The sequence below is a fragment of the [Clostridium] fimetarium genome (assembly GCF_900111235.1).
Classification (GTDB): Bacteria; Bacillota; Clostridia; order Lachnospirales; family Lachnospiraceae; genus Clostridium_N; species Clostridium_N fimetarium.
Window position 1 is genome coordinate 117,933 of sequence record NZ_FOJI01000009.1, and the last position, 14,813, is coordinate 132,745.

Consider the following 14,813-nt stretch of genomic DNA (forward strand, 5'->3'; position numbering starts at 1 on the left):
TTAATAGGAGGGTTTATGATAAAGACAGAGCGATTACAGATAGTTCCTTTGGAAGATAAGTATTTGGAAGATGTATTCCAACTATGGGGAAACTTTGGGGTTATTAAGTATACATACAATAAGCTATTATCATCAAGAGAGGATTGTCAAATTAGATTGAATGATTTGTTATCCAGGTATAAAGACAACTTAGGTGCAAATAAGTTCATTATTTTATTAAATAATAAAATGATTGGAATAATTGGATTTCCTGTTATCGATAACGATGATTTTAAATGTGGACTTTTTTATCAGATAAAAGAAGAATATTGGGGAAAGGGTTATGCATTTGAAGCAGCTCAAGGCGTTTTGAATTATATATTTGAAAAGCACTCAAATGCTTATGTTATTGCAGACGCAGTAGTTTTAAATGTTGCAAGTATTAAGATCCTAAATAAACTTGGATTTAAGCAGATATTTATTGAGGAAAACGGATTTAAGAATAATGGAATGGAAATAGACCTTGTACATTTTGAAATAGATAGAAGGCAAACAATAACAGTATCTTAAGATTTCCATAAAATTAATATTGCTTTATAGTTCTGTTTAATATAGAATAAATAAGTTCTACTCCCCAGTAGAATGATATATGTGAGCCACTACTCCCCTCAAAATTGTAGTGGCTTATATTTTGTGCCAGTAAGTATCATATGGTATATTAAGTGTGGGATTATATTACCATAATTTGTATTAATTTAACTTGAAATAACCATATAAAAGTTATAAACTTACTTCATACAAGATGTTGGGGAATATATTGTAATGGGGACTGTTAAAATCAGTAAATTTTAATATAGACATTTTATTAGTTACAGATTCCCAAGAGGGTCTGTGGCTATTTTTTTTGTATAAGAGCTTGTAATTTATATGGGATTTGAATTGTTAGAAAAACAGAAATGAGGTTTAATTGATGGAAAGATGTACATTAGAAAAAGAAGGATTTATTGCTAATTACTATTCAGGTAATTATGATACTGATAAAGCGATTATTTCAGTTGGCGGGGCATCATGTGATGAAAAGACAAGTATTGCTATGGCAGAATTTCTCATTAAAGAGGGCTATAATGTTTTAGTTCTCGGGTTTTATTTATGGAACGGACTTTCTAACAAATTAGCATCCATACAAGTCGATTATGTAGAAAAAGCAGTTCATTGGTTGTTGGATAAAAAGGGAGTAAAGAAAATAGCTATGACTGGAATTTCTACAGGGAGTGGTTACACATTACTTTCAGCTTCACTTATTCCAGAAATTACATGTGTAATTCCCGTTGTACCATATGACCATGTACTTGAAGGAACTACCAAAAATAATAAAAGATTGTATTGCTCTGTCTATACATGGCATGGGGAGGATATTCCGTACACCCCAACAGAATTTCTTGATATGGGAATGATGGTATGGCTTCGTAGAGCAAAGAAAGCACAAGGATATGGTCTTACAAGATTTATGAGATATGGGTATGACCAACTTACACCAAAATTAACCCCAGAATCTAGAATTAGGACTGAAAATATGAATGCTGATGTACTTCTTCTTGCAGTAAAAAATGATGACTTCTGGCCATCGGATGAAGCTGTACCACGAATAGTTGATAATCTCAAAATTTCAAATTATGCTCATCGTGTAGAGTATCATATTTATGAAAAAGCAAGTCACGCATTAACAGCAGCGAAAATTGGGTTCATTCCAAGGACATTGATTAAGCTAATAATTCCAGCGGAGAAAAAATATCCGAAAGAATGTGATGAGGCTCGTACAGATAGTGTACAGCGTATTTTGAAGTTCTTGAAGGAATGGTAATTATACATAATAACTCAGCGACAAATTCCTGTTTGAGAGATGATATGTTTCGCAATCGACACCTGTTGTGAAATGAAAAGGAGGCTAGCTGAAGTCAAATCATGAAAAGATCCACTGTAAAGCAGTGTGCGGGAGAGAGAAAATGAAGTTCAAGGGAAAAACGAACATATAATATACAATTAATAATAAAGAAAATCATGCTAGAACTTCTATCCGTAAAAAGAGGAGTGGCAAGTATACTGTGGAATATACTTGCCATTTTATGAAAAAATTAGTTATTATATTAAGTAAGTTAGATTGCCGCAGGAGGGATATTCCTGTTGTTTGGCTAACTTATATTCATAGTATACATACAAATTATGTTCGAAAAGTGATTGCTTGATGAACAAACTGCGTTTAATGTTTGACGGAATTGTGAAGATGAAAATAGGGAGAGTGAAATATGGAATTACGATTAGAAAATGAAAATGATTATTTTGAGGTTGAATCACTAACGAGAGATGCATTCTGGAATGTATATAGACCTGGTTGTAATGAACATCTTGTTTTGCATGATTTAAGAAATTCGGATTCTTTTATAAAAGAATTGGATTATGTTTGTCTTGAAAATAATCAAATCGTGGGAAATATTGTTTATAGTAAAATGTACAGTGGATTAGGGAAAAATATGAGTAGTGAAGTAATTGCTTTTGGACCAATTAGCGTTCATCCTGACTACCAGAAAACGGGAATTGGAAAAAAGATGATAAAATATACAGCAAACATAGCAAAAGAAATGGGGTTCAAGGCAATTCTTATAACTGGAAATAATAAATATTATAATCCATTGGGATTTGTATCTGCCAGTAAGCATAATATTTATTTGCCAGGGTTATCCGAACAAGAGGAAGCATCCTTTTTTATGGCAAAAGAACTTGAAGAAGGGTATTTAATAAAGAATTCTGGAGTATATGATTTTGATAGATGTTTTGAGGTTGAGGAAGATGCTCTAGAAACCTTTGAAAAAAAATTCCCTGCGAAAGTTAAGCGAGAAGCTAGGAAAACGGATTTGGTATTGAAATAGGATTATATGAAAAGTATGGCTTTGCCAAAATCGCGGATAAAAAAGATATTTGGGGAAATGAAGAGCAGATATTTACGATAGATATCTAACGGTTTAATTTTTAGAATGTTCAGCTTTAAAAGGTGAATTTATGAACAAAGGCATAAATGAAAATTTGTTCACGTTAAGCAAAAATATAGTGCCAGAGTATAAATGGACCCTGTGCAGTTGAGCTACACAGGGTCCCAATAAATTGATATAATTATTCTTTGATACAAACAAAGGATACAGTCCTAACTATAATTTAAAGAATTAAGAATTTTTTTTGATATAAATTTTTAATGCGATGATTAGTAAATAAATAGTATATATTACCGCGCCAGTGAAGAATACAGTGAAGAATAGAGCAAGTGTAAAAAATAAAATAGCTACTGTTGGCATAAGATTTCCCCTTCCCAAATGAATTATCATTCCCCATGACAATATATTTCCCAATATTTTGTCTAGATTAATTATATAATATGGAAATATTTATGACAAGTTATACTTATACAGTTATTAACTAGTAACGAGATTCAACCCCAGAACCAATTGTAAAAACAGTTTGAGAATCCATCCCCTCAATGCTATAATAAAACCTAATTTTAAATATATAGAAATTTATTAAGGAAGATAAAATGATAATGGAACAAATCAACGAGATAAAGAGAAAATATAAGGATTCAATAATACAATTTCTAAAATTTGGAATCGTTGGCGGAATCAATACGATTGTGTCATATGCAATTACCAATATAGGCTTTTATGTTTTTCATTTGCATCCACAAATATGCAATGCAGTTGCTTTTGCAATAACTGTATTTATATCATTTATTCTTAATAGTCAGTTTGTGTTTACACAGTCACAAGAGGAAAAGCCACCATTTTTGAAAGCACTTTTTAAAGTTTATGTATCTTATTCGATCACTGGCCTTTTTCTTATGGGCATTTTATTATACGTTGAAGAATCAATATTTGGAATACCACATTATATTGCAACACTTGCCAATTTGATCGTTACAATTCCAATTAATTTTATTCTTAATAAATTTTGGGCATATAAAACTAAATAGTAAAATCTAAATCAACAATAACATCACCCCTATTAGTAAAATCGTTCCAGGCAAAATTAATACATTAGGAGGATAATGTGAATAAAATAAAACAACATAAATGGTATTACGCAACAATGGTCCTATGGATACTTATTGTTATAGGATATTTTGTTGGTAAACATTTTAAGTCAGACAATATAGAATTTTTACCTTATGTAAATACGGTAGCCTATATAGCTATTATGCTAGTAGTATTTGAACCACTGGCACATTATATGATGGATTCAAGTAAGGACGGACTTACATGTATGGTATTAATAGGGTCATTTATATTTACTGTTTTAGCCATTGCGATGATTGGGATTTTTATTATTTTAACCTATAAAGAATCTAAATACAGTGATGATCTGATTTATGTACGTGATAATTCTGGAGTGCATCATGATATGATTTATGTTTATGAGCCGTTTGATGTGCTATTTATGAAGAAAATAGATTATTATAGTATTAATAAAAATGAATCGTTTAGATTTTATAAATAAAATGATTAGAGCAAATACATATGGTTGAATCAAGATGCGGTATTGTGTATATGTTGATATCCTTTTTGGGGTAATTGTATAATTAAAACTTGTTGTAAAAGTAAATCATTGATTGATTGATTGATGAACAAATTGCGTTTTAAGTTTGAAGGAATTGTGAAGAAATTCGATGCTTTTGTATGAAAAATTATCACCAAAGTTAACGTTTTAAATAAAAGCAGGAGGGTGAAAAATGGAAAGATTGATCTGTGTACTTATTTGTTTAGTTATGGCAGTAGGATTTGCAATTTTTGGCTTGATATTCTTAAAATCAAAAGGGAAGGCGTGTGGAATGATTGCGGGGTAGTAAAGAAGGGGTGGATTATGTCAACAACAGCTATAAAATTATTAGCATTAGCATTGATGGTTATAGACCACGTTGGAGAATTTATACCTGGAATGCCAATTTGGTTACGATATATGGGAAGACTTTCGGCTCCATTATTCTTTTTCTGTATGGTGTGGGGAATTTATTATACCCATGATAAAAAAATATATTTATTGAGACTTTATATATGTAGCATTTTGATGAGTGTACTAGACTATTTGGTGCCCAAGATATGCGGTAGCCATGAAATGATTAGCAATAATATTTTTTCTACATTATTTGTGGCAGGGGTAATCATTTCAGCAATTGAGTATGTACATAAAAACCCTTCAAAAAAACGTAAAACAGTATTAGTAATACTCGGGTGGCAAGCGGGTGCGTTAGGAATATCCCTTTTGGGAGATCGATTTTTGAATTCCGCAGAAATGATTTTAACTACCATGGTAGGGATTATAACTACAGTTGAAGGCGGACCTATAATGGTTTTAGCAATTATAATTCTTTATTATTGTAAGAATAGTAGGAGAAAAATTATTTTAGGTTATGGGACGTATTGCTTGATGTATATATGTTTGATAGTAACAGATTTTGTGCCACGCGTATTTTCTAGATTGGACTTTTATGTTAACAATCATATATTTGATGGATTCATTGAAATGGCTAGAATAATGCCATTTGGATTATTGGGGATAGATACAATTTTCTATACACGATCATGGTATAAAGCAATATTTATAAATCATTATCAGTGGATGATGATTTTTGCCATGCCGATAATGTTATTGTACAATGGGAAACGTGGAAAAGGGTTAAAGTGGTTTTTCTATGTCTTTTATCCAGTACATATCGTAATCCTTTATTGCATAGGAATATTCATGTAGATGCGGGTTTATAACGGGAATAGCTTGTATGAGACTGTATAAAGATGTAAGGAAAACTAGTTTCAGAATAAATACATAGTTACAAATTAATTTATATTGTTTACTATTTATATCGAGGTATATTACTGCTGCAATATGGTGTGCAGGTGCAGCTTCTAAAACAGGATTTGCATCCCAAATGTTTAATAATGCATTGGATAGTGTTGGAGCAGATTTATTGACATGTAGTATAATAAGTCTAGGTATTGGTATTGGATATTTAATAATTGCAGAAAAATCGAAAGAATAACAGAAGTGTAGAATAAAGGAGATGCTATAACCGAGATATAAAATTACTGACTTAAAATTTAATGAAGCAACAAACAGACAACTTAATATTGTTAGTTAGTAGAAAATCATGGTAATATAATAACAACTTTGAATTAAATAAGAGAATTAATATATGGGAGAATGAAGAATGAGTGAAATTAGAAGAACAGAAATTGATGAGGAATGGGCACATTCTGCGATCGTTGAGGCTGGCAATTTTATTTATGTTAGCTATTGCATGAAGAATGAAGGACAATCAATTGAAAACCAAATAAATGGAGCGTTTGATATTTTGAGCGAGAGACTTGAAACAATAGGCTTAACCTTGAAATCTGTAGTGCAAATGGATTGCTTATTTAGGGATATTAGCGATTTGTTTTATTTAGGAGAAATAATGAAGGAAAGATTTGAAGGCATATATCCTGCACGAAAAGCATATGAAACAAAGTTTATTAGAGATGGGATTGACTTTCAGGTTGATGCAATAGCTTTTAGGGAGAACTAGACATATTTGCTAGATATCCAAAATACTAACTTTCATATTAAGTTAGTATTTTTTTGGCATACATTTACACAGTATGATATAGATACATATGAGTATAATGTTAAAAATTACAAGGATTCAAATGTTTCTAATTCCGAATCATTAAATAAAACAATTAACTTAGTGTATAGTTTGCGACTCGTTGTTCAAAAACGATTTTGATATAGCGGAAATTGTATTGAATATAATTAAAAAACAATTACAATATCAAGAGGTTTTTATTATAAAGAATTATATAATAAATCGCCTACCTCATAGTGGGCGCCTAGAACTAACGATTGCTGAATTTTAAGTCCTCATCTTTATAATAGAAATAAGATTTGCTTTTCGTAAAAATTCAATTCATAACTATCATCTCTTAATGCACAATCATATACAGATATTCCTTTTCGCATAGCAAGTTTATACATATACTCTTTATTTTCGAGAGACATACCATAGCCTAAATATATCGCTTTTATATATGGAAAAGGAAGCATATTATTGTATTTTTCACATTCATTTTGAGTCAAAATCAATCTCCATTCATTTTCATAACTCCAAGCTGATGATTTAGTTAAATAATTTTGTAATAGAAATTTCTTAAAATGATTTTCTTGAAAAGCTGTTAATTTGTTATTCAAAGCTTTTTTGTAAAATAAATCAATAGGGACCTCTCTAGGCTTGGATTTATATATTATTGGCAATAAGCAACTCATTATAGTATTATTTAAGTTTTCAAGTGTATTATCAGAATTCTTTATATAATCATTAAAGTCGTATTCCACACAAAATCCTTTATGACTATCTGCATAATGCCCCCACATTTCGATATAGGTTGATAATTTAATATCATCTAATGCTGCAAATGAAGTCACTTTTATATCATTATCTTTTAAATTTAATAATGTTTTCTCAAATATTGTTGTACCTTCTCTTTGAATTCTGTATAATTCGGAATCATAATTTCCATCTGTGATTTCACGCATTGCGCGTTCGAATGTAATTGGGATATCTCTAAATAAATGCTTCTCTACGTCAAAGCAAACTGAACTTAGCAATCTAATATATTGTTCTTTGTTTATCCCTGATTTTTCTGGATTAGTTTGTTCAATGTGGCTAAGCACATATTTCTTAACAAACTCATCTTCATTTGCTGAAATGTGACAATCATAAGGGTCATTAAAATATTGTGGACTATTTAAGTAGATTGAATCGCTCTCAATACATTTTAAGCTATTAATATTTAAGGGGTAAAATTTATATAATTTCGGTGGCAGATGTTCTTCTTTATCTTTTATAAATTTCCATGCTACCTCATAAATACTTTTGTTATTTTTCACAGCCAATTTAGCCATTTCATTAATGTAATGGTTTGCCCAGTCACCTTTATAAGCCCAGTTCCTATAGTCCTTAATATCAAACTTTGATTCTTTTTCATTATAGTACCATCCCCAACTGGGAGTTTTTCTTTGATTTCTCATATTCCCTCCACAAAGTGTATATCATGCAATAAAGCAATTCATCTCACATCATTATTATAGTTTGTATAATTTATTACTATTGATGGCAACTTCTTATCCATATAATATATCATGCATCAAAAAATAGCTATCTCGCTTGATTAACAAAATTTCAACCTATGATTTTAACTTCATGTAATATGTCATTACCACCAATATATGTATTAATTTAGCTTGAAATAACCATATAAAAGTTATAAACTTAGTTCATACAAGATGTTGGGGAATATATTGTGATGGGGACTGTTAAAATCAGTAAATTTTAATATAGTCATTTTATTAGCTACAGATTCCCAAGAGGGTCTGTGGCTCTTTTTTTTGAGAACAGGAATTAATAACTATATGTGTTTAGAAGAAAAAGGGGACGACAGATCTACCTTTGCCACAATGTGTTGGAATATGTAGGCGAACGGATTGACATTCTAAATGAGTTCGGAAGAATTTTAAAGGCTGAAGGAACTCTTTCAGTTGTAAAACATAATCGTAATGGACGAGTTATGCAAATGGTTGTTTTGCTGAACAATTTTGAACATGCAAATGATTTGTTAAACGGTAAAAATGGTCATGCAAAAGATTTTGGGACAATTAATTACTATGAGGACGAAGATATCACGAAATGGTGTAATGCATTTAAAATTAAGGAAATTTACGGTATTAGGACCTTTTGGCATTTGCAGCAGAACCAGGAAATTCAAAAGGAAAAAGAATGGCAGGAGAAAATGCTTGATATCGAAATGAAAGTGAGTCAATTGGATGAGTTTAAATCAGTAGCTATGTTTCATCATATTATCTTACAGAAAAATTAATGAAGGGAAATGTGATTATGAAAGTACCAACAATAGAACAGGCAGAAAGTTTTTTATTAGAGGCAGGAGAATTAAATCCAGGACCGTGGGTCTTGCATAACAGAGTAGCAGGAATTTGTGCAAAAACAATAGCAGAACAATGTAATGATATTGACTCAAATGAGGCACAGATATTAGGGATGCTTCATGATATAGGGCGTAGATGTGGGGCGACTGATATGAAACATATACTTGACGGATATAATTATATGATGGAACAAGGTTTTGAGAATAATGCCAGAATTTGTTTGACGCATTCATTTCCCTATAAAGATGTAAAAGCTTACAATGGACAAAATGATTGTAATGAATTAGAAACAAAATTCATACAGGATTTCCTTAATAACATTGAATATAATGATTATGACCGTCTAATTCAACTATGTGATGCTATATCCTTTCCAACGGGTGCGACATTTATTGAAAAGAGATTAGTAGATGTTGTTCTTCGCAGAGGGTTTAATGATTTGACAGTTCCAAAATGGAAAGCGTTTCTTGAATTGAAGACTTATTTCGATAAGAAAACGGGGCAGGATATCTATAAGTTACTAAATGTGTAAAATAGCATTTAGAATATGAATTACTGAGGACCAAAAAGGAAAGTTGGAGTAATGACAGATAGACATAATACAATAGGGGGTTCAAGAGTTATATGAACAAAGAACAATATAATATAATTGAAAGATATATGCATATAAGTATGGAAGATAGTGCACATGATAAGGAACACATATATCGAGTTTTATATGTTGCACTGGATATTGCTAAACAGGAAAATAATATAGATTACGATGTGCTTATAGCATCGTGTTTATTACACGACATAGGTAGAAGAGAACAGTTTGAAAATCCTGAGTTATGCCATGCAGCCATTGGAGGCGAGAAAGCATATCAGTATCTTGCTGAAATTGGTTGGGAAGATAATAAAGCATTCTATGTTAAAAACTGTATTTGTACGCATCGCTTTAGAAAGAACAATCAGCCACAAAGTATAGAGGCAAAAATCTTGTTTGATGCGGATAAAATTGATGCTTCTGGGACCTTAGGGATAGCGCGTACATTATTCTATAAAGGGCAAATATCTGAACCGTTATACTCACTTGACAAAGATGGAGTGGTATTAGATGGAAAAAATGATGAAGCTCCTTCCTTTTTTCAAGAATACAAATATAAACTCGAAAAGTTATATGGGAACTTTTATACGAAGCGTGGTAATGAAATCGCACAAGAAAGACAAATTTCTGCCGTAGATTTTTATAATAGTATGTTAAAGGAAGTTCAAGATTCATATGAATTTGGGAAAAAGTTATTGGATGATGAAGTAATATAATAAAAGACAAGGTTTGATTGGGTTGAACAGCAATATTTTGTAATAGAAAAGTGATAAGAATATGTTTATGGTTTAAAATTTGGATTATACAAGATTCTTACTTAACGAGTGAGGTGTACTTATGAAAATAGATATAATTGGTTCAGTAGCTAGTGGTAAAACGACATTGGCAGCTACGATTTCAAAAACTTATAAAGTGCCTTTTTATGAAAAGGATAATATTGTATGGGTGCGGACCAATCAAGGTGATGTAAGAAGACCTGAGGACCAAAGGAATAACTTATTTCAATCAATTATTGGAGCAGACGATTGGATTGTAGAAGGCTCTCCAAGAAAAATACTTAATCAAAGTTTCGACGTATGCGACTATATTATTTTGCTTGATATAAACATATTAGTAAGATTAAAGAGAGTATTTATTAGATGGGTAAGGCAACGTGTTGGGGTAGAACTATATAATTCTGAACCAACGATAAAATCCTTGAAGTATAATATTAAATGGGTATTCGAGTTTAACAATGATAGAGAGGAGATTTTAGATAGATTATCTTCTTATGATGATAAATTCAAAGTATTTCGTAATTCAAAAGATGCTGAAAAATTTATTATACAAGTTTATGGTAAAACGGGATTGTGAAGATATTCTATGTTAGTTTGTAAGAGATTATAAAATGGGAGGTTATTTATGTACGTTAAGCAATTATCGGATGGGGATAAAGAATTATTAATGGTGAGAAGAAATAAAATTAAAGATTATCAAAAGAAGGGAATATGCTTTTCCTGTCTTAATTTTGAAAGTGGAGATATATTTCCAGATGATGGTTTGATTATTTATGAGGATAAATTATTGAGATGTCAATTTGAGAAATATCCGAGAGCAACTGGGCAAACGATAATTGTATCAAAGGAACATTATGAAGATATTTCAGAAATGCCCTTAGAATTGGGAACATACATATTAAAAGTATCTGATGCTATAATAAAACTTCATAAAGAGATATTGGGTGCAAAAAAAGTATATATGTGTACAATTTGCGATGGCAAAAGAAATCATTTGCATTCAGCCCTAATTTTTAAGATGGTGAGGAAATCATGAATAGAGATTTATTTTTCACGAAACTAAGCACTGAACTACAACTGGGCGATTTGTTATCTGAAGTATCAGAAGTAACTGGTGGCTTAACTCATAAGATGTATAAATTTGAAACCAAACAAGGGAAATACATAGTAAAGTTACTAAATCCTCATATTATGAAAAGACCTACTGCATTAGGGAATTTTAAAAGAGCAGATGAACTTGAGGAAATATTAAGAAAAAATAATATCCCAATAATTCCATCATTAAATTTTAATAATAAAAAAATGCAAGAAATAAATGGTCGATTTTTCTATGTCTATGAATGGTATAGCGGATTAACATTGACAGGTAAAGAAATTCAAAAAAATAATTGTGAAATAATAGGGGGCGTATTAGCTGATATCCACAATATTGATATAAGGCGTGAAAAATATTCAAGGGATGAGATAAATATTGATTGGAATAAATACATAGAGCTTGCAAAAGAGCAAGATTCACCAATTTTTAGTTTGTTAAAAGATAAGGAAACATTGTTATATGATAGTCAAATTAAAGGGAATCTTGCAATTAAGAATATTCCAGATATTAAAAGTATTTGCCATAATGATTTAGATAGTAAAAATGTATTATGGGTAAATGATTCCTTTAAAATCATTGATTTGGAGTGCTTGAATTATTCTAATCCATATCTGGAATTGTTTGAATTGGCTCTTTGCTGGTCTGGATATGAGGAGTGCAATATTAAGTTTGATTACCTTAAGGCATTTATAAATGCATATTTTAAAGATAATAGGAATGTAAATATGGACTGGGAAACATTATATTATAGCAATTACGGAAGATTGGAATGGCTAGAATATAATGTAAAAAGAGCATTGTTGATAGAGTGTGATACCAAAGAAGAACAGGAGCTTGGAATAAATCAAGTGAAAGAAACAATCGCGCATGTGATTTATTATGACTCGATTAAAAGTCCATTATTAAAGGGCTTAAAGTTTATTTAACAAGCAGTTAAGAAATTGTATAAGGAGAAAACTAAATGTTAGAAAATATGGAATGGTTATTCTTAGATATAGGTTCTACATTTGTGAATGAAGAAAAGTGTTATGAACGAAGAATAGCAGAAACATTAATACAGAAAAATGCGCCAAGCGAAGAATTATTTATAGAAACGATGACTAAGTATGCGAATAATAATGAAGATGCATATAGATGTGCAATCAAAGAATTTGGTTTGAATAAGGCAGCGTGGTATAGTGAAGATGAATGCTTATATCCTAATGCACGAAATATACTGGAGCGATTACATAAAAGATTTAAACTTGGAATAATAGCAAATCAGGTATTGGGAACAGCACAAAGATTAAAAGAATTTGGCATAATATCTTGCTTTGAATTAATCACTGCTTCTGCAGAAGAAGGCGTATCAAAACCGAATTTAGAGATTTTTAAAATAGCATTACAAAGAGCAAGTTGTAAACCTACTAACGCGATTATGGTAGGGGATAGATTAGATAATGATATTATTCCAGCCCAACAAATGGGGATGACAACAATATGGGTTAGACAAGGCTGGGGTGGTATGGGAAATCCATTATTAATAGATATGAAACCAGATTATTACATAGATAAATTTGAGGATATTTTAAGTATAATAGGATTATGAAAACAAACAAATATGTGCAAGAAATATCAAGAAATAAATAAATCAATCCTGTAAGATAAGCTAATTGTAAAAGAGGTGATTATATGAATTTCTCAGATTATATAAATAGGCAAAATGCAATATATAATGAATTACGGTGTAATGCTGATTTGCTCGATAATTTGTATCCACATGATTTTATTAACCGTGGTGGATATATTATAGCACTTAGACATTCACATAGTATTACTGACAGTATAGAAAAACTAAATAAAAAAATTAATGAAATAATACCAATAATGAAATATGATAGAACTAATATACATACTACTATTGCAACGTATCTTGCGAAAGATAATTTTATTCCAGATGAGAGAATTCTTGCTAAAATCATTCATATATTTGACGGAAACACAATTGCGTTTGAAAAAATAAAGATTTGTTATTCAGATTATTTAATAGACAAATCTGCTATGATTTTAGCTGGTAATCCCAATGCAGGATTCTTTAATAATTGCGATAATATTATTAAGTTATTGCATAAGGAAAATCTATTATTTGAATTCCCATGGGGAGCACATATTACAGTTTGTCGCTTTATACAAAACGGTAGTAAAAAGCAGATAGAAGAGTTATATAATTTGATTAACGAAAGCAAAGCCTTATACGAAAGTACCCCCATGTACATAGACATAGGATATAACGAAAATAATGGACAGGAATTTAAGCTAAACGTGTATAAGAGAATAAAAATAGATTAGTATTTTATAAAAGGAATGACAAGTAGGAGAATATATGATTAGATTTGTAGTTATTACTGATTTACATTATGATTACATTCATGATGGTGATAGACGAATAAATGAACTAATTAATAAAATAAAGAGTGAGCATATAGATTTCGTGATTTCCTCGGGAGATTTGTGTCATCCGATTGAAGAAAAAGGAAGATAATTGATAAACTAAATAGTGTGGGAGTACCTGTATATCATACAATGGGAAATCATGATTCAGATGAATATCTTCAAGAAACAGTATTGAAATTTACAGGAATGAAAAATGGATATTATTCGTTTGTGATTGGTCTTACTAAATTTATTATTTTAAATACTTGTTATAGCAAAAACGAAGATGGATGCTTACCTTACTACAAAAGAAATTATAACAAGAAGCAAGACATATATCCCGTTGTTCCAGAAATTGAGAGAGATTGGCTGCGACAAGAGATTCAAGATGAAGAATTGAACTATGTGGTTTTTTCGCATCAAAGTTTATCAAATAATTTCCAACAAAGGGGTCTTGCAAATCGAAATGAGATTAGAAACATTCTAGAACAAAGAAAAGTCATTCTTTGTATGAACGGACATGACCACGGAGATGATTGTAGTGTGATAAATGGAATACCCTACTACACGATGAACTCCATGTCATATATCTGGCACGGTACAAAGAGTGTTTTTTCATATGGTGATGAAATACATGAAAAATATCCATTTCTAAAAGATATGATATTATATGAAGAACCATTACATGCGCTTGTTGAAATAGATAATAGTCATGTACGAGTTATAGGGATGGATGGACATTACCAGACGATATCGCCTGAAGATATAGGGATTGGAACTACCTGGAATGGAGTATCTATTGCACCCAAGGTATCTTCTTTTGAAATGTAAGAATATTACTATAATCTAACTTAAATTGTATTACGGACTGTCTATCCGTAAAAAGAGGAGTAGCAAGTATACTGTGGAATATACTTGCCATTTTATGAAAAAATTAGTTATTATATTA

General features: G+C 30.7%; 18 protein-coding genes. 17 read left to right on the top strand and 1 reads right to left on the bottom strand.

Going from position 1 to position 14,813, the window contains the following annotated elements:
• Window positions 1–15 precede the first annotated feature (15 nt).
• The 7 genes from BMY18_RS12365 to BMY18_RS12395 all read left to right on the top strand — a co-directional run bounded on the left by BMY18_RS12365 (window position 16) and on the right by BMY18_RS12395 (window position 6,580).
• Entirely contained in the window at window positions 16–549 is a 534-nt protein-coding gene (locus BMY18_RS12365) for a GNAT family N-acetyltransferase (RefSeq protein WP_092454474.1), read from the top strand.
• A 400-nt stretch (window positions 550–949) separates the two neighbouring features.
• Entirely contained in the window at window positions 950–1,840 is an 891-nt protein-coding gene (locus BMY18_RS12370; protein WP_092454475.1) for an acyl-CoA thioester hydrolase/BAAT C-terminal domain-containing protein, read from the top strand.
• Between the two features lie 442 nt (window positions 1,841–2,282).
• Entirely contained in the window at window positions 2,283–2,903 is a 621-nt protein-coding gene (locus BMY18_RS12375; protein WP_092454477.1) for a GNAT family N-acetyltransferase, read from the top strand.
• A 656-nt stretch (window positions 2,904–3,559) separates the two neighbouring features.
• The gene (locus tag BMY18_RS12380; protein ID WP_092454478.1) at window positions 3,560–3,994 is read left to right on the top strand and encodes a GtrA family protein; all 435 of its coding nucleotides are present in this window, start codon (window positions 3,560–3,562) and stop codon (window positions 3,992–3,994) included.
• Between the two features lie 77 nt (window positions 3,995–4,071).
• Window positions 4,072–4,518 (top strand): hypothetical protein, encoded by a 447-nt coding sequence (locus tag BMY18_RS12385; protein ID WP_092454479.1) that lies wholly within the window; start codon window positions 4,072–4,074, stop codon window positions 4,516–4,518.
• A gap of 363 nt (window positions 4,519–4,881) precedes the next feature.
• A complete protein-coding gene (locus BMY18_RS12390; protein WP_092454480.1) occupies window positions 4,882–5,766 on the top strand; it encodes a TraX family protein in 885 nt (294 codons plus the stop codon).
• 457 nt (window positions 5,767–6,223) lie between these two features.
• Window positions 6,224–6,580 (top strand): RidA family protein, encoded by a 357-nt coding sequence (locus BMY18_RS12395; RefSeq protein WP_092454482.1) that lies wholly within the window; start codon window positions 6,224–6,226, stop codon window positions 6,578–6,580.
• Window positions 6,581–6,921: 341 nt separating this feature from the next.
• Here BMY18_RS12395 and BMY18_RS12400 read toward each other — a convergent pair whose 3' ends face one another.
• The gene (locus tag BMY18_RS12400; protein WP_092454483.1) at window positions 6,922–8,082 is read right to left on the bottom strand and encodes a DUF2971 domain-containing protein; all 1,161 of its coding nucleotides are present in this window, start codon (window positions 8,080–8,082) and stop codon (window positions 6,922–6,924) included.
• Window positions 8,083–8,465: 383 nt separating this feature from the next.
• Between BMY18_RS12400 and BMY18_RS12405 the strand changes: the two genes are divergently transcribed.
• From BMY18_RS12405 to BMY18_RS12445, 10 genes are all read left to right on the top strand, one after another.
• Window positions 8,466–8,927 (top strand): class I SAM-dependent methyltransferase, encoded by a 462-nt coding sequence (locus BMY18_RS12405; RefSeq protein ID WP_207647445.1) that lies wholly within the window; start codon window positions 8,466–8,468, stop codon window positions 8,925–8,927.
• Between the two features lie 17 nt (window positions 8,928–8,944).
• A complete protein-coding gene (locus tag BMY18_RS12410) occupies window positions 8,945–9,526 on the top strand; it encodes a phosphohydrolase (protein WP_207647446.1) in 582 nt (193 codons plus the stop codon).
• A gap of 92 nt (window positions 9,527–9,618) precedes the next feature.
• Window positions 9,619–10,296, top strand: coding sequence for an HD domain-containing protein (locus BMY18_RS12415; protein WP_092454487.1), 678 nt, complete (start codon window positions 9,619–9,621; stop codon window positions 10,294–10,296).
• Window positions 10,297–10,417: 121 nt separating this feature from the next.
• Window positions 10,418–10,933 carry a P-loop NTPase family protein gene (locus BMY18_RS12420; protein ID WP_092454488.1) on the top strand — a complete coding sequence of 172 codons (516 nt, stop codon included), beginning with the start codon at window positions 10,418–10,420 and terminating at the stop codon, window positions 10,931–10,933.
• Window positions 10,934–10,981: 48 nt separating this feature from the next.
• Entirely contained in the window at window positions 10,982–11,392 is a 411-nt protein-coding gene (locus BMY18_RS12425) for an HIT family protein (RefSeq protein ID WP_242941028.1), read from the top strand.
• Window positions 11,389–12,378, top strand: coding sequence for a phosphotransferase (locus BMY18_RS12430; protein WP_092454490.1), 990 nt, complete (start codon window positions 11,389–11,391; stop codon window positions 12,376–12,378). The genes BMY18_RS12425 and BMY18_RS12430 overlap by 4 nt, the downstream gene beginning before the upstream one ends.
• A 35-nt stretch (window positions 12,379–12,413) precedes the next feature.
• The gene (locus BMY18_RS12435; protein WP_242941029.1) at window positions 12,414–13,040 is read left to right on the top strand and encodes an HAD family hydrolase; all 627 of its coding nucleotides are present in this window, start codon (window positions 12,414–12,416) and stop codon (window positions 13,038–13,040) included.
• A gap of 83 nt (window positions 13,041–13,123) precedes the next feature.
• Complete coding sequence (locus tag BMY18_RS12440; protein WP_092454492.1) at window positions 13,124–13,780, top strand: hypothetical protein; 657 nt, start codon at window positions 13,124–13,126, stop codon at window positions 13,778–13,780.
• 34 nt (window positions 13,781–13,814) lie between these two features.
• Window positions 13,815–13,973, top strand: a complete 159-nt coding sequence (locus BMY18_RS21525) for a metallophosphoesterase (protein ID WP_139197277.1) — start codon at window positions 13,815–13,817, stop codon at window positions 13,971–13,973.
• The gene (locus tag BMY18_RS12445) at window positions 13,973–14,695 is read left to right on the top strand and encodes a metallophosphoesterase family protein (RefSeq protein WP_278281017.1); all 723 of its coding nucleotides are present in this window, start codon (window positions 13,973–13,975) and stop codon (window positions 14,693–14,695) included. The genes BMY18_RS21525 and BMY18_RS12445 overlap by 1 nt, the downstream gene beginning before the upstream one ends.
• Window positions 14,696–14,813: the final 118 nt, after the last annotated feature.

Excerpts from the sequence above, each read along its gene's own strand:
- BMY18_RS12420 (WP_092454488.1), top strand. The coding sequence starts at position 10,418 with ATGAAAATAGATATAATTGGTTCAGTAGCTAGTGGTAAAACGACATTG.
- BMY18_RS12370 (WP_092454475.1), top strand. The coding sequence starts at position 950 with ATGGAAAGATGTACATTAGAAAAAGAAGGATTTATTGCTAATTACTAT.
- BMY18_RS21525 (WP_139197277.1), top strand. The coding sequence starts at position 13,815 with ATGATTAGATTTGTAGTTATTACTGATTTACATTATGATTACATTCAT.
- BMY18_RS12400 (WP_092454483.1), bottom strand. The coding sequence starts at position 8,082 with ATGAGAAATCAAAGAAAAACTCCCAGTTGGGGATGGTACTATAATGAA.
- BMY18_RS12390 (WP_092454480.1), top strand. The coding sequence starts at position 4,882 with ATGTCAACAACAGCTATAAAATTATTAGCATTAGCATTGATGGTTATA.
- BMY18_RS12425 (WP_242941028.1), top strand. The coding sequence starts at position 10,982 with ATGTACGTTAAGCAATTATCGGATGGGGATAAAGAATTATTAATGGTG.
- BMY18_RS12395 (WP_092454482.1), top strand. The coding sequence starts at position 6,224 with ATGAGTGAAATTAGAAGAACAGAAATTGATGAGGAATGGGCACATTCT.
- BMY18_RS12375 (WP_092454477.1), top strand. The coding sequence starts at position 2,283 with ATGGAATTACGATTAGAAAATGAAAATGATTATTTTGAGGTTGAATCA.
- BMY18_RS12430 (WP_092454490.1), top strand. The coding sequence starts at position 11,389 with ATGAATAGAGATTTATTTTTCACGAAACTAAGCACTGAACTACAACTG.
- BMY18_RS12410 (WP_207647446.1), top strand. The coding sequence starts at position 8,945 with ATGAAAGTACCAACAATAGAACAGGCAGAAAGTTTTTTATTAGAGGCA.
- BMY18_RS12435 (WP_242941029.1), top strand. The coding sequence starts at position 12,414 with ATGTTAGAAAATATGGAATGGTTATTCTTAGATATAGGTTCTACATTT.
- BMY18_RS12440 (WP_092454492.1), top strand. The coding sequence starts at position 13,124 with ATGAATTTCTCAGATTATATAAATAGGCAAAATGCAATATATAATGAA.
- BMY18_RS12365 (WP_092454474.1), top strand. The coding sequence starts at position 16 with ATGATAAAGACAGAGCGATTACAGATAGTTCCTTTGGAAGATAAGTAT.
- BMY18_RS12415 (WP_092454487.1), top strand. The coding sequence starts at position 9,619 with ATGAACAAAGAACAATATAATATAATTGAAAGATATATGCATATAAGT.
- BMY18_RS12380 (WP_092454478.1), top strand. The coding sequence starts at position 3,560 with ATGATAATGGAACAAATCAACGAGATAAAGAGAAAATATAAGGATTCA.